9 protein-coding genes are annotated in these 15,419 nt (G+C 37.0%); 5 read left to right on the top strand and 4 right to left on the bottom strand.

Annotated elements, in window-relative coordinates:
* Positions 1-11 precede the first annotated feature (11 nt).
* Positions 12-800 (top strand): Cof-type HAD-IIB family hydrolase, encoded by a 789-nt coding sequence (locus tag CRG87_RS02315; protein WP_074425324.1) that lies wholly within the window; start codon positions 12-14, stop codon positions 798-800.
* Between the two features lie 56 nt (positions 801-856).
* On the opposite strand, the gene fni is transcribed toward CRG87_RS02315, so the two are convergent.
* The 4 genes from fni to mvk are packed head-to-tail and all read right to left on the bottom strand — an operon-like array spanning position 857 to position 4,866.
* The gene (gene fni, locus CRG87_RS02310) at positions 857-1,873 is read right to left on the bottom strand and encodes a type 2 isopentenyl-diphosphate Delta-isomerase (RefSeq protein WP_074425325.1); all 1,017 of its coding nucleotides are present in this window, start codon (positions 1,871-1,873) and stop codon (positions 857-859) included.
* An 8-nt stretch (positions 1,874-1,881) separates the two neighbouring features.
* On the bottom strand, positions 1,882-2,964 hold the full coding sequence (locus CRG87_RS02305; protein ID WP_074425326.1) for a phosphomevalonate kinase: 1,083 nt from the start codon (positions 2,962-2,964) through the stop codon (positions 1,882-1,884).
* Positions 2,965-2,998: 34 nt separating this feature from the next.
* The gene (mvaD, locus tag CRG87_RS02300; protein WP_074425327.1) at positions 2,999-3,958 is read right to left on the bottom strand and encodes a diphosphomevalonate decarboxylase; all 960 of its coding nucleotides are present in this window, start codon (positions 3,956-3,958) and stop codon (positions 2,999-3,001) included.
* Positions 3,958-4,866, bottom strand: coding sequence for a mevalonate kinase (gene mvk / locus CRG87_RS02295; RefSeq protein ID WP_074425329.1), 909 nt, complete (start codon positions 4,864-4,866; stop codon positions 3,958-3,960). Before mvk ends, mvaD begins: the two co-directional genes overlap by 1 nt.
* A gap of 77 nt (positions 4,867-4,943) precedes the next feature.
* Between mvk and CRG87_RS02290 the strand changes: the two genes are divergently transcribed.
* Genes CRG87_RS02290 through CRG87_RS02275 form a run of 4 tightly spaced genes read left to right on the top strand, consistent with a single transcriptional unit; the run spans position 4,944 to position 15,382 of the window.
* The gene (locus CRG87_RS02290) at positions 4,944-8,480 is read left to right on the top strand and encodes a PD-(D/E)XK nuclease family protein (RefSeq protein ID WP_074425331.1); all 3,537 of its coding nucleotides are present in this window, start codon (positions 4,944-4,946) and stop codon (positions 8,478-8,480) included.
* Between the two features lie 3 nt (positions 8,481-8,483).
* The gene (addA, locus tag CRG87_RS02285; RefSeq protein ID WP_074425332.1) at positions 8,484-12,101 is read left to right on the top strand and encodes a helicase-exonuclease AddAB subunit AddA; all 3,618 of its coding nucleotides are present in this window, start codon (positions 8,484-8,486) and stop codon (positions 12,099-12,101) included.
* Between the two features lie 19 nt (positions 12,102-12,120).
* On the top strand, positions 12,121-14,931 hold the full coding sequence (locus CRG87_RS02280; RefSeq protein WP_074425334.1) for a helicase C-terminal domain-containing protein: 2,811 nt from the start codon (positions 12,121-12,123) through the stop codon (positions 14,929-14,931).
* Positions 14,900-15,382, top strand: a complete 483-nt coding sequence (locus CRG87_RS02275) for a hypothetical protein (protein WP_046306890.1) — start codon at positions 14,900-14,902, stop codon at positions 15,380-15,382. Before CRG87_RS02280 ends, CRG87_RS02275 begins: the two co-directional genes overlap by 32 nt.
* Positions 15,383-15,419: the final 37 nt, after the last annotated feature.

Below are 15,419 nucleotides of genomic sequence, written 5' to 3'. Positions count from 1 at the left end.
AACTATTAAAGATGATTAAATTAATTGCCACTGATATGGACGGTACATGGTTAACCGATGAAAAAACCTATGATGAAGAACTATTTTTGCGCGAGTTTGCTTTAATGCAGGAACAGGGAATTAAGTTTGTAATTGCCAGTGGAAATCAATATGAGAATATTTATTCTCGTTTTCCTAAAACAGCTCAGCAAATGTATTTTATTGCAGAAAATGGGGCACTGGTTGCTAAGGGAAGACAAGTTCTTCATGTTGACAGCTTATCCGATGAAGATTTTCAAACCATTTTGGAAATTGTTCAGACATACTCAGATGAAAAGGTCACTGTTTCTGGTCTTGCAAGTGCATATGTTTTAGAAAAAGATGGTCAGCGCTATGCAGAAGAGCTTAAAAAGTACTACCAAAAGCTGCGTATTGTCGAGGACTTTAACCATTTAGACGATCAGATTTTCAAGGTAACATTAGATGTTCCAGAAGACAGAATGCCAAAGTTACTAAGTAAACTTCAACGCGATTATCCGCAAATTGGCTTTGTCTCTGGTTCATCTACCTCTATTGACATGTCAACTAAAGGAATGAACAAAGCGGTTGGTCTAGAATACTTAAGCAAAAAATTCCATATTAGCTCACGTGAAATGGTTGCGTTTGGCGATAGTGGTAATGACGTTGGGATGCTAAAATATGTTGGCCGGAGCTTTGTTACCTCCACCGCTTTACCAGTTGCCAAAAGTGCAGCAGACCAAGTGATCGGATCAAGTAATGAAAGTGCCGTTCAAAAAGAAATATGGCATCTATTAAATTAAGACAAAAAAAATATGCAAAGTAAAATTTTACTTTGCATATTTTTAATTATGTAAAATTAACTCAATTGATCAATTAAGTTCTTCAAGGGCAGGTCGAAGTAATGTTTGATTTTACTTAAATTTGTTAAATCATTTTGACCGTAAATAGCTAACAAACTAGCTAATTCTTTTTGCCACGCCAAAATCATTTGTAGTAATGCATCTTCGCCTTGATCCTGATATGTCTGCAAAAAGACATTGGAAATACCGACGTATTTTCCTCCCAAGCATAAACCTTTAAAAATATCTAATGGATTACGAACACCACCGGACACGATAAAGGTAACCTTTTCTTCAGCCGCCATTAAGGCAGAAACAACAGTTGGCAATCCAATCGTTTCAAGATAAGAAAGGTCATTTTGGTTTCGTGCATTTTCAATCTTAGCAAAATTTGTTCCGCCACTGCCAGCAATATCAAATAGGTCAAAGCCTTCATTTTTTAGTAAATGAATTGTCGCTTGGTCTAAACCGCAGCCGACTTCTTTTATAATTATCGGAACGGTCACATTTTGACGTAATTCAATTAAGTTATCTAGCCACAAAAAATCGCGATCGCCTTCAGGCATAGCAATTTCCTGAACTGTATTCAAATGAATCTGTAAAGCATCAGCATTAAGTTCATGAACAACTTTTTGAGCATCCATAGCCTCAGTCTTCGCATTCACGTTTGCAATTATGACACCATCAGGATTTTTTTTACGTGCAATCAAAAAGCTGTCAAGTTGTTCAGCTTCTTTAACTAAGATACTTGCAGAGCCCAATGCAAGACCTATTTTAGCTTTCTGAGCAATTTTACCAAATGCTTGGTTAATAGAGAATGATTTTGCAGAACCACCGGTCATTGCGTTAATAAAAAAGGGCGCATTGACATTTTTGCCAAACATAGTTGTTTTAATCGAACTTAAGTCAACTTTTGCTTCTGGCAAAGCAGGTCGTAAAAGTCCCATTTGGTCAAAGCTATTTGGCTTATTCGGTTCATAAAATTGGTTTGCTAAAGAAAGGTGTTCTTCCTTACGTTTTGATCTAATTGACATTTTTCTTCTTACTGCATTAGCTTTACTTGATGAACGTGAAGGTCAAGGGGTAAAACATTGTTTTTACGCCATTGCTGTTCAAGCTCATTAACATTAGTTTGTTCATCGGTTATAACGATGCCACAATCTCCGTTACCCGCACCTGATGTTTTTGCCGCACCACCAAATGACTCAGCAATATTGATCAATTTTGACAAACGGGGAATCTCAATTGCAATTTGATTTATTTGAGCAAAGTGCTGTAAAAGTTTCCTGTTTTCCCGAATTTGCATCTTTATTAGGTCAATATTGCCTTGTTCAAAGCCATCAATCATGCGTAATACGCATTTTCGCGATTGTTGTAAAAATTGTTTATATTCGACATTTAATGCTGCTTTATTGGCATTAGTTTCATCAACTAGGCGTGAAGTTGATGCAGGTTTTTGACTCCATCCAATCAATAAGTTCATCCCTTCAGGAGGGGTCAATAATTGAATTTTTAGCCCTGGCCATGCTTCATCAACAACTTCGGAAAGTGACTTTTGTGTTAATTCGCGTTTCAGCCATTTTTTATCAAATGTTTGATAGGCAATCCAGCCACCATAAACACTCGCAGCAATATCTCCTGCAGAGCCGTTTCCTTGAACAGAGTAGTGGGAAATAGCGGACAGTTTATAAACTAGTTCGTTACTAAAAGGCACGTTATAAAAACGTAGAATCGCTTTAACCGTGGCTACTGTGACTGCCGCACTAGAACCTAGACCATATTTTTTTCCGTCAGCTGAGTCAAGATCAGAATTGACGTGCAAATCATATACTCGTAATTTGATATGTTGTTCGAGGCAAAAACGTTCAGTTAAGTTAATTGCCGACAAAATATATTCAAAAGGATTATCACGGTTGTCAATCACCATTTGGGCACCACGTCGTACCCAGTGAATTGAATCCTGCGAATATTGTTTGGAATGAATCGAACCAGTAGATGACTTAGATTTAGTAATCGAAACCCGGATAAATTGATTAACTGCGACCAAAATTGCGGGACAATCCTGTTCTAAAACTGCATATTCACCGGCGATGTATAACTTACCGGGCGCTTGTTCTGTTATCAAAGAATTTAATCTCCTAACCAATTTAAATACATTATTAATCCAAATATTTGATACCTGGACCAAAACTTGCATTTACTATCTTAACATTGTCAAATTCTGATATGAAACGCTTAGTAATTTCTTTTACATTTTTTAACCGAGTCATAACTTTTACATTTGGACCAGCGTCGATTGTATAGTAGCATTCTATTCCTTCACTTCGCAGCTGCTCAACAAGTTTGATTGCTCTAATCGTATCTGGCTCAAAATAGGTGAATCCTGGTTGAGCTGTTAAGTTAACAGCATGCATTTCATTAGCATTCAATTCGGCTAATTGACCCAAAGCCGTAAAGTCGTTTTGCTCAATTGCTTCAATCATTTTATCTACTTCGGCTTGGTTACGTTCTAGCCAAGGCTGGAAAAAGGGGGAAGTTTTGGCCAGCTGCATCCCGTTGGTCGAGGACAATTCTTTTGGGTTAGGATTAAGTTCAACCGCTAATAAATGTAAGTCCATTTCAGGTTGTTCATTTATTGCATATGCATAAGAGGTCAAATCGCTATTTCCTTTCTGCCACATCGCAAAACCACCAAACACTGAACGGCATGCCGAGCCTGACCCCATTCTTGCCAAACATGAAAGTTCTTGACGGTTAATTTGCAGATCATAGTACGAGCTAAATGCACCTGCTAAAGCAGCAAACGCTGAACTAGAAGAGGCAAGACCAGCTGCAGTTGGAACATGATTGGTAGATTCAACTTGCAAGTGTCCACTTAAACCAAATCTTTCTTGTAAAAATCTAAGATACGAAAAAACGCGCTGGGCACTTTTACCAGTTTGCTCAGTACCATTTAAAATGAAACGGTCTTTTTCACTATCAGAAATTTTGGTATCAGTATAAAATTCATCTAGTGTCATTGAAATACTCGACATAGCAGGCAAGCGCATAGCCTGGTCTTCTTTTCCCCAATATTTTATTAGAGCAATATTTGTGTGTGCACGAACTGTTTTTTCCATTAAATTTCCTCGATCCAACTATTAACAGCAACATTTTGACATTTTTTAGCAATTGACTTAGCTACTTCAATGTTGTCGCAAAGTACAATGACGATTCCACCTAAACCACTTCCGGACAGCTTAAAACCCAAGGCTCCATTTTCAAGAGCAAGTTGTTGTAACTGTTTAATTTTAATCGTGGCAAGGCCAAAAGAATCTAGTATTTCTTCAGCTTCATTAAAGATTTTGCCAACACTAACGCGGTCTTGATTAACCCAAGCTTGTTTTGTATCATCGGCCAATTGACCCAAACATTTAATCTTTTCACTAGCTACAGGAGATGACTGGACTTGCTGTTGAACTTGAGCAACAGCTTTTTTTGTACTACCTAATTCCCCTGTATCCATAATCAAAAGGGTGGCATTTAACTTGGCGCGCAAAACACTGGGACCTGACTTTTTATTAAAAAAGACAAGGTAATCAGAATTAACAGTCGCAGCATCCAACCCTGACGCTTTGCCATGATTAATTGTTTCAGCATGATTCGTAACTTCAATTATTTCATCATTTGACAAGTTTAAATTAAAGTAATCGTTCATTGCCTTGGTTGTTGCAAGGGCAACTGTTGCACTTGAGCCTAGTCCACGCTCGATTGGAATTTCTCCTGTATAAGTTATCCTTAAATTTTCGCTACTATTAGCTTTTGTAAGCATCGTTTTAACGACATACTTCAAGCCATCGTATTCATCTGGCGCCATAAAAAAAGGCCCATGATATGATGCAGTATCCATCCACATTTGTGGGCCCGGTTCTACGGTTGCTTTAATGTGTAAAGACATGATTGGCAAGGCAAGGGCATTATAACCATAAACCACTGAATGTTCACCAATCAAAATCACTTTTCCGTGCGCTAAATAACTCGATTTCATTTTATTTAAGATCCTTAATGTTTGTGAAAAAAGTTTAGCTCCTATGCTAAAATATGTAGCAAAGGAGAAGAGAACAAATGATTAAAATTCTAGTCGGTCGTCAAACCGATCCAATGCAGGAAAAAGTTTTACAAGCAGCAGTTGAAAATTATCAAAAATTTCCAAAGCAACAAACTTTTGTCATTGTTCCCAATCACATTAAGTTTACCACAGAAATCAGAGCAATAAATAGGCTTGCTATTAGTCAAGGCAATACTGAGCAATCAGTTAAGAACTTGCAAGTGTTATCTTTTTCACGACTTGCGTGGTTTTTCCTAAAGGATTCAAAGCAGGTAATGCCCACCCAGCTTGACAACACTGCGGCAGCAATGATTTTAGCTAAAGTCATTGAACAAAAACGTGATCAGCTCCACCTCTTCAAAAATGTCAATGTTAGTCCTGGCCTAGTTAAGCAGCTTTACAGTACTATTTTGCAAGTTAGAGAAGGTAATCTAGACTTAGATGACTTTGATCAAGATAAGTTAGACCTTGAAACTAAAAACAAAGTGGCTGATTTGAAAATTCTTTATGAAGCTTTCATTGACACCATTAAAGATAAGTTTTCAACTTCTAACGAAATTCAGTTACAGCTAAATGAATTTCTGGCTAGTGGGATTGATTTGAGTAAGACTGACTTTTACTTTAGCGATTTTTCACACTTTTCCTTGCAGGAATGTTTGACTGTCAAATTATTGATGAAGCATGCAAATAGTGTAACTCTGGCTTTTAAAACAAAAACCGGTGAGCTTGACGCTAAAGCAGAACCCGGTGATTATGACTATGTCATTCAAAGAACGATTAACCAATTGGTTAAATATATCGAAGTAAACGAACTAAATTATCAGGTTGAAACTACTAAACCCTCGGCAGCGCCAACTAACCGAGAGCTACTTAACTCATTTTGGACTGGTACCGTCCCTGAAGTAGGAAAATTAAATAATATCCAGCTAATTCGTGCCGACAACCGGTATGCTGAAGCATATTTTGTTGCTCGAACTATTTACCAGCAGGTGGCGCTTAATAATTATCGCTACCGCGATTTTTTAGTGCTTGCGCCTAATCTGCATGAATACGAAACCTATCTTTCGCCAATTTTACGGCAAAATGACATTCCATTTTTTAACGATTTACAACAGGAAATGAAATATCATCCCTTAGTTGTTTTAATTGAGAATATCGCTCAGCTGTTAACTAGGCCACTTCAAACACAAAATATGCTTGCGATTATGAAGACACACTTAATTATTCCGGATTGGTATAAGGATGAAACTTCATTCATTCATGACGTTGATGAGCTCGAAAATTTTGTTTTAGCCCACGGCATTAACCATAACTTGTGGAAACGCGATTTTACAGATTATATTGCTGCTGAAGTTATTCGACTAGACAGAGTTCCAGATGAAGTTGCCAAAATTGAAAAATTAAAGGACTTTTTTGTTAAGAAGATTACTTCTTTATTAAAAAAACTAACGGAAGAAACAGACACGCAAAAGGCAATCACCATTTTCTTCAACTTTTTAGTTAACAATCATGTGCCAGCAGTACTAGAAAAGTGGCGCCAAGATGCCCAAGAAGACGGTGACCTTCAACAAGCAAGGCAATCAGAACAAGTTTGGGATTTATTAATTACGCTACTTCATGACTATCTATTAATCAATCCAGATGAGTTTGAGCTTGACAGTTTCTTCAATGTACTAATCAATGGCTTCAAAGAAGCAACATTTGCCCAGATTCCTTCTACACTGGATGCTGTCAATATTTCTGAAACGGGAATTGTTCAGCTCAGTGGATACAAGCAAGTCTTTATCATGGGCGCCACCAATACAGGTTTGCCTAAGATTCAAAATGTACCAGGCTTTTTGAGCTCTGAAAATTTACAAACTTTAACTAACAGTGGTGCATTTAAGGAAGATTCTTATATTGAAGACCAGCAACAAACCAGTAACCTTGACCAAAATTATCAATTTGGTCTGCTACTGGCGCTTGGTAGTGATATGACCTATGTTTCATTCTCTGTAGTAAACGCAGAGAATGAGTCGGTTCAACCTTCTATTTATTATGAACGACTTAAACGTGTCGCAGGTGTCGATACCAGCGTGCAAGAAGCAGCTAATAAAAAAAAGGCTGAAGAAAAGGAAAGAGTTGAATTTGCTCAACATAATCTTCCAGAAAAGCTAAATGATCTCTTGTCTTTTTTAACCAATCCGCAAGCTAGTCTTGGGTATTTAACATACCTAAAGCAGGCACATCCGGAAGTTAATATTGAGCACTTATTTGAACTGACTAAGGAGCGCATCCCTAAAAAGACTAAAATGGTGCTTGACGCAAGTCAGTTTGACAATCACCCACAAGATATCGGTGCAGAGCTTGCTCAGCAATTATACGGAGAAAACCTAAACTCCTCCGTTTCGCAACTAGAAACGTTTTATGAAAATTCTTATGAGTACTTTTTAAATTATGGCCTTCGTTTACGCAAACGATTTGATAATGAATTTGATGTAATCCAAGCCGGAAATTATTTCCATGAAACCTTTGATCGTTTAGTGAAAGAGCTGAATAAGGAAAAGCTTGATTTGGCCGAAATTGATGATCTGAAGCTGAATCAATTGCTTGAAGTTGCTCGCGAAAAAATGAAGAGCGAAGCAAAATATAAACAACTTCGTAATGATCCATTTAATGTGTTCCTCTTTAAGTGTCTCGATCAAACCACTACTAATGTGGCTGTTAATTGGCATCGCGCAGTTAAAAAGACTCCATTAAGAGCAAAGTACTCTGAACTTAGCTTTGGCTTTGGTGAAAAAGTACCTGGACTAGACTTATTAGTGCCAAATCTAGATGGGAAGCATTATGTCAATTTACGAGGAAAAATGGACCGGGTCGATTTGGCAAAGGTTAGTGATCAAAACGAGTACATTGCCCAAGTTATCGACTATAAGTCTTCCGCCAAAAAGTTTAATTTAGGACTGTTTTATCAGGGAATTTCACTGCAAATGGTCTCGTATATGGATGTACTAATGCGAAATCAGCAGTTTTTTACTGGTAAAGAGCCGATGTCATTACTCGGAGCATTTTACCAAACCATTACCAGACAAACTGAACGTTTAAACGGTAAAGATCTATACGGCAATAACTTACAACTTAAGCAAGCTAATTTAGATGGAAAAACGAAGCTCAAGTATAACGGTCTTATTAACTATGATCAGGCCGTTATCTTAGACGCCGATCCTGCACTAAGTAATGGTGGTACTACTTCGGAAATCTATGCTGGGATCAATAGTAAGAAAGATGGTTCGTTAAGTTTTCGTGGCAACGCGTTTAATGATGAAGAAATTGAACTTCTTCTAAAATATGATGAAGAATTAATCAAAGATGCATCTAGTCAAATTCTCTCTGGTAAGGTTCAACTCAATCCCTATAAATATGGCCAGCAAGTCACTGCTTTGACATACTCTGACTATCGGGATATCTTCTTCTTTGATGCAATGCTAAAAGAAAACAAGTACCATCAAATTGATAATTTGAGTAAAACAGAATTAATGAACAAAATTAAAGAGAAACTGGGAAAGGAGGAATAAGTGATGCCAGATTATACGAATGAACAACAGCAGGCAATAGACGATCGTGACCTTGATATTCTGGTTTCTGCTTCTGCTGGGAGCGGAAAGACAACTGTTTTAGTAGAGAGACTTATGCAGGAAATTCTCACTGGAACGGGTGTAAATGAGTTATTAGTCGTGACCTTTACTAAAGCCGCTGCTCAAGAAATGAAAGCAAAAATTAAAAGTGCCCTTGAGCAGAGACTAAATAAGCATGAAAAACTTAAAATTGACTTACGAGAGCAGCTTAACTTAATTGACGCTGCTAATATTTCAACGATTGATGCTTTCTGTCTAGATGTTATTCATCGTTTTTACTATGTCATTGACCTTGATCCTAGTTTTAGTGTTTTAACGGATGAGACTCAAGCAGCATTAATGCGTGAGCGAGCACTGCAAGAAATTGAAAGTGAATTTTTAGAAAACGATGATCAAGCTTTTATTGCTTTTTACGAAAATTTTGCCGGCGACCGTAGTGCTGAGTCTGCACGTGACTTGTTATTAGACTTATATAATTATGCAATGGCTAAGCCTGATTACCGTGACTGGTTAAAAAACTTACCAACTCAATATGAAATTGGTGACGATGTCACTCATTCAAAGCTATGGCAAAAGAACATTAAGCCTTATCTTTTGACCACTTTTTCTGATTTAAAGGAAAAACTTGAGCAGTTGCTGGCAACAGCTGCCATGGAGACCAAAGAATTAGCAAAGGTTAAAGACAGTTTCCAACTCTTCGATAAGTGCTTGCAAAATTATCTGGCTAGTATTGAAAGAGATGAAAATTATGATAAGCAAAGAGAGCTATTAAGAAGTTGCCTCTTTACTAGTTTTCGTAAATCGAGCAAATGGGATGAAGATTTACTTGATTTTTATGAGAAATGCGTTGAGCTTAAAAAAGATGCTTCCGAGCAAGTATTTACGTCTTTTACCTCCTTTTATGCTACTGATGAAAAAGAACAAATCGCTTTACTAAACAAAGGGCATCAAATTATGACTGCAATCGTCAAAGCAGAGCTGGCCTTAATTGAACGATTTGACCAATTGAAGCGTGCAGAAAATCTGGTTGACTATAGTGATATGGAGCAATTTGCTTATCAAATACTGAGTCAAGATACTTCAAATTCGCAAATGGCGCGGTCGTTTTATCAAACTAAGTTCAAAGAAATCTTGGTTGATGAATATCAGGATATTAATCCCTTGCAAGAACGAATACTGCAATTGATTAAAAAGGATGGACAAAATAATTTATTTATGGTGGGGGATGTTAAGCAATCAATCTACGGTTTCCGTCAAGCTGAGCCTTCGCTTTTCCTCCATAAGTATCAAGAGGCAGCCAAAGATGAGAACAAGCAGGATGAACGGATTCTATTATCTGCTAATTTCCGTTCAACAAAGCCGGTAATTAAACTCGTTAACCAGGTATTTGATCATGTTTTGACTACTGACTTTGGTGGGATTGACTACCAAAAAGAAGGGCAGTTAGTTTTAGGTGCTAATTACTATCCCGAAAAACTGCCCCAAGCCAGTGAACTAATATACAGCGAAAAAGATGGCCAAGATGGTTCAACTAATGCCGAAGATGAAGACGAAATCGATTCAGCTGAAATTGCAATGGTGATTAACCGAATTAAGCAGTTTAAAAACGAGAATTTGCAAGTTTACGATACTCTGACAAAGGAAAAGCGGAACTTTAAATACAGCGATATTGCGATTTTAACTAGAAGCCGTAGCGATAACTTAGCAATTATGCAGGAGTTTGCCAAAAATGACATTCCATTACTGGTGACGGATGCCAAAAATTACTTCCAAACGCTTGAATTAACAATTGTGCTAAACTACTTGCGCATCATTGATAACCCAGATCAGGATATTCCGCTAGTTGCAGTATTGCGGTCACCACTATTTAATTTCACTGAAACTGATTTAGCCAAAATCAGAGTACATAGTAAAAATACCGGTTTTTATGATGCCTTAACTTCTTATGTTGCGGTCAATGATGAGCTGAGTCAAAAAACAAAGATTTTTCTAAATCAGTTAGAAGAGTTACGTCACTTTGCAGCTAATCATCGTATTTCTGAGTTAATTTGGAGCATTTACGAACGAACTAATTTACTTGAAGTAATGACTGCTTTACCAAACGGAAAGCAAAGACGCGTCAACCTTGAAGCACTTTATGAGCGTGCCAGTTCATATGAAAGTGCTGGCTTTAAAGGACTATATCAGTTTATTAACTTTATTGAGCGAATGAGGCGCAGTCAAAAAGACTTAGCACAACCTCTAGTTACTAAAGAAGCGGGGGACTCTGTTAGACTGATGACTGTCCATGGTTCTAAAGGGCTTGAATTCCCAATTGTTTTTTATATTGGTTTACAGCACCGCTATCAAATGCGTGATTTAAGCGGTAATTATATTATCAATGCAAATAATTTGGGTCTAACAATCAGGCAAGAACATTATCGCGCCGATACACTGCTCAAATCTTATGATAATATTGCTCAAAAACAGCAATTGTTGGAAGAAGAGGCACGTATTCTTTATGTAGGGATGACACGTGCACGCCAAAAACTAATTCTTATTACAGAAGTCAAAAATTACGAAAAGACGCGCCAAAAATGGCAAAATCAGCTTAATGGTCGACAGAAATTGCCTTTAAGCAGTAAATTAAACGCTATTAGCTCAATGAGTTTTATTGGTCCAGCAATTAATTTTGACAAATATCCCGAAATCAAGATTAGTGATATCACGAATTCATTAGATGAAGAGACACCATTTTTGTTAGTCCATTATGAAAATGAAAAAATTTCTTCTGAAATAGCTAAAACAGAAGAAGTGGCCTCTGACCAAGATCATGCTTTATTAACAAGAATAGCTCCTAAGTTGTACGATTACGACTATCCTTTTAGAGATGCCAGTTCGACTACGGCTTATCAATCTGTTTCTGAAATAAAGAAAGCATTCAATGATCCATTGGAAACTGAGTTGGAAAATGCACACTTATTGGCTTCAACCAATCGTTATCTCCAGCCAATTGAAACTAAACCTGACTTTTTGTTTGAAACTAAATTTACTGGAGCAGAGATTGGTACTGCGACACACTTGCTTCTCCAGTACTACGATTACAATCAAAAAGGTGAGCCGGAACAACTTGAACTTGAAATAAAAGATTTAATTAAACAAGACAAGTTAAATCCAGAAATTGTCCCTAGCATTAATCAGCAACAAATCAATTGGTTCGTTCACAGTGATTTTGCTAAACCGTTCTGGCAAAATCCTGCTCAACTTAAGCGAGAGGTTGAATTTTCCAGCCTGCTTTCTGCTAGTACCTTGTTTAACGATTTTAGTGATCCAAATGCTAAAATATTAATTCATGGTACAATTGATGGTTATTTCGTTGAAGATGATGGCATAATATTATTTGATTACAAAACTGACCACATTGATCAGCATAATTTAGATTTAGCAATTGCTAATATTAAGCAAAAGTATACTGGTCAACTGCGTTTATACGAGCGAGCACTTAACTCATTTGCTGAAAAGCCAGTTAAACATAAGTACCTAATCTTACTTGACGCAGAAAAAATAGTAGAAATAAATTAATTGAAATGAAGGTGAACTGATGACTGCTTTTGCTAAGGATACCTTTGCAGTCGTTGATCTTGAAACAACAGGTACCCAGCGCGAAGACGATAATCATATAATTCAATTCGGTTGCGCGATTATTAAAAACATGGAAGTCGTCAAGACCTATTCTTTTATGATTAACCCTCATCGCGAAATTCCTTTAACGGTTCAAAATTTGACCCACATTCATGATAGTGATGTTGCCAACCAAAAGGACTTTTCTTATTACGCACCAAAAATTATTAAAATTTTGAAGGACACTGTGTTCGTAGCACACAATGTCAATTTTGATTTACCTTTTTTGAATTATGAACTTGTGCAACATGGTTATGAAGCTCTAACTAACCGAGCAATTGACACGGTTGAATTAGCTAAAATCGCTTTCCCCACATTACCGTCCTATAAACTAACAGATTTGACCAATCAGCTTCAAATAAAGCATCTTAATCCGCATAAGGCAGATTCTGACGCATATGGAACCGCCGTTTTACTAATCAAAATCATCAAAAAGCTTGAATCGCTACCTCAAGCAACTTTAAATACACTGAGCTCACTAGCTCACGGTTTAATTCGTGATACGTCATGGGTTTTCTCGACAATCGCAGATGAAGCTCGCAAGCAAAAGCGCCCACTAAATAAAAGTCAGATGCAAGTGCGTAACGTCGTTTTGCAAAAACAGGAAGTACATTCAACGGTTAAAAACGGTGACGCCGAAGCTGTTTTTCCAACTAATAATAAGGCGAAGTATAGTTTATTTAAAAACAAAATTAATTATCGCCAGCCGCAAGTTGACTTGATTAACCGAATTAATCTTTTTCTTGAAAGTCCCGATCAACGGGCTTTATTGGTAGAAGCTCCAAATGGGACAGGGAAAACTTTCTCTTACTTGTTTGCATATTCATACCGGCTCTACACTAATCGCAAATTAGTAATTGCTACACCAACCAAGGTACTACAAGATCAAATTATTAGTCAGGAAGTGCCACAGCTACTAAATGTAACTAACCTTGATTTAGCGGCAGAAGTTGTTAAATCAAGTAGTCATTATTTGGATCTTGATGGGTTTTATCAAACCCTTTATCAGGGCACGCCTAATAAAATGACTTTAGTCTTGCAGATGCGGATTTTGGTCTGGCTAACAGAAACTAAGACTGGTGACCTAGATGAACTGCAATTAACCAATTATAAGGCACCGTTATTTGTTAAAATATCACATCCTGGTGACGCACGTGTTGGAAGTAGTTTTGCAGACGTTGACTTTTGGAATTTAGCACGCCAAAGGCAGGAAGAAGCAGACATTCTTGTTACTAATCACGCATATTTAGCTAATCACTACAATGATTCAATTTGGGGACAAAATCCTTACTTAGTAATTGACGAAGCACACCGCTTCGTTGATAACGTTATTACTTCACGTAATGATTCGTTCCAGTTTGAATCTTTTTGGGGCACTTTGACACATTTACGCAATTTGCTCTTTTATGCAGATGATAGTGTTCTAAACCAGTATGGTGATGATGTGCAGTTTAATTTTTTACTGGCAAAATTAGACCCGGCAATCCTTAAACTAATCAATATCATCAACCAGCTGCAGCAAGAACTTTATCAAAAACGTAGCCGAGCAATTAGCAAAAACATGTTGCCGAATAGTAATTTGTTACTGAGTTTTCAAGCAAGCGACTTATTCGGCGAAGACAGCAAGTTTTTAGCTACTTTAGCCAAACTGCAAAAGAAACTTGAAGAAGTCCGCCAGCAAACAAACGAGATTTTATTTAAGCTTTATAATGAAACAGACACTTCAGGCACTGATCGAGACGCTATTTTAAGTGAAATCACAGAGCAAATTGATCACCTTGATTTTTACATTACCAAAAGCTACCAGCTATCTGATTTATTACAAACAGATACCAGTATGAGCCAAGAAGGCTTTATTGTTACCTTAACTAATCCAGCTGATCCACTAAGTGCAAATTTAAGTTGGTTAATGCTTGACGCTTCAGATGAACTAAAACAAATCTACGATCGTTTTGATCATCTTTCTTTTGTCAGTGCTACCTTAACAAGTGAAGGCAACTTTGATTATCTTGTTAAACAACTTGCCTTAACAGATATGCATCCCCAGGAATATGTTGGTAAAAGCACCTTCAAATTGGAAAGTCATTTGCAAGTACTTGCCGTTAGTGATCTACCTGATGTCGCCACTAACCAATTTGATCAATCACTGGCAGAAATACTAGAACATGATTTAAACCATAAAAATCACGTGCTTGTGCTGATGACTAATTTGAATAAAATCAAAGATGTCTACAGTATAATTTCGAATTCTCCAGCTCTACGTGATTTTGAGATTTTGGCTCAGGGAGTTTCAGGCTCTAACAACCGCATTACTAAACGTTTTGCAATTGCTCAAAAGGCAATTATTTTAGGAGCTGATAGTTTTTGGGAAGGAATCGATTTCCATGATTGTAATATCGACCTCGTAATTGCTGCAAAATTACCCTTTGAATCTCCGGACTTGCCTGAAGTAAAATTACGTCAGCAACAATTGCAGAAACAAGGAATTGATATTTTTAAGACAGATACAATTCCGCGTGCAATCATTCGTTTTAAGCAAGGGATGGGAAGACTAATCCGTGGTGAAAACGATCGTGGACAATTTTTAATTTTAGATTCACGCCTTTGGACAAAAGATTATGGTAAAGTATTTTTAAATGCTATCCCTGTTAAAACAAACAAAATTAGTTTAAAAGAATTACGGAATAAGTTAGATAACTATGATAGAAGACGACACAAGACAAACGATTAAATTTGTAGCATGGCTTATTGGAATAATTATATTTCTCTATGCCGCTTCAGTTCTCATTTTTTATAAGGCAAGTACCCCTGAACGAAACGAAACAAAGCAGTTAAATCAAATTGCATTAGCTAAGTCCCCAATTACTAAAATTGAAAAAAATTATCATTTAGATCGGGGAGTTAACAGCTATTCATTAAAAGGTTCAAGTAAAAATCGCCAACAATACTATTTTATATACTTGCCTGGTTCGAAAAAGGGTTATTTGCTCTCAGCTAAAAAGGGCGTTAGTGAAGCTAAAGTGCGCAGCAGCTATCAGGCTCAAAATCCTAATAACAAAATTACCAAAGTTAATCTAGGTTGGTACAATAATAGAGCAGTTTGGGAAGTGACAGCAAAAGATCCAGCTGATCACTATCAATACCAATTATATGAATTTAAAAATGGAAATTTGCTAGGTTAAGTCGCTAAATAGCAAAATCTTTGGTATGATTAAATTG

Origin of the sequence: Lactobacillus apis (assembly GCF_002837055.1) — a bacterium.
Classification (GTDB): Bacteria; Bacillota; Bacilli; order Lactobacillales; family Lactobacillaceae; genus Lactobacillus; species Lactobacillus apis.
The sequence above is the reverse complement of the archived record's forward strand: the minus strand, read 5'-3'. Positions and strand labels throughout refer to the sequence as shown.

What these genes read in the sequence shown, in the direction of transcription:
- CRG87_RS02280 (WP_074425334.1), top strand. Translation starts at nt 12,121, where the DNA reads ATGACTGCTTTTGCTAAGGATACCTTTGCAGTCGTTGATCTTGAAACA.
- CRG87_RS02315 (WP_074425324.1), top strand. Translation starts at nt 12, where the DNA reads ATGATTAAATTAATTGCCACTGATATGGACGGTACATGGTTAACCGAT.
- CRG87_RS02290 (WP_074425331.1), top strand. Translation starts at nt 4,944, where the DNA reads ATGATTAAAATTCTAGTCGGTCGTCAAACCGATCCAATGCAGGAAAAA.
- mvk (WP_074425329.1), bottom strand. Translation starts at nt 4,866, where the DNA reads ATGAAATCGAGTTATTTAGCGCACGGAAAAGTGATTTTGATTGGTGAA.
- fni (WP_074425325.1), bottom strand. Translation starts at nt 1,873, where the DNA reads ATGTCAATTAGATCAAAACGTAAGGAAGAACACCTTTCTTTAGCAAAC.
- mvaD (WP_074425327.1), bottom strand. Translation starts at nt 3,958, where the DNA reads ATGGAAAAAACAGTTCGTGCACACACAAATATTGCTCTAATAAAATAT.
- CRG87_RS02275 (WP_046306890.1), top strand. Translation starts at nt 14,900, where the DNA reads ATGATAGAAGACGACACAAGACAAACGATTAAATTTGTAGCATGGCTT.
- addA (WP_074425332.1), top strand. Translation starts at nt 8,484, where the DNA reads ATGCCAGATTATACGAATGAACAACAGCAGGCAATAGACGATCGTGAC.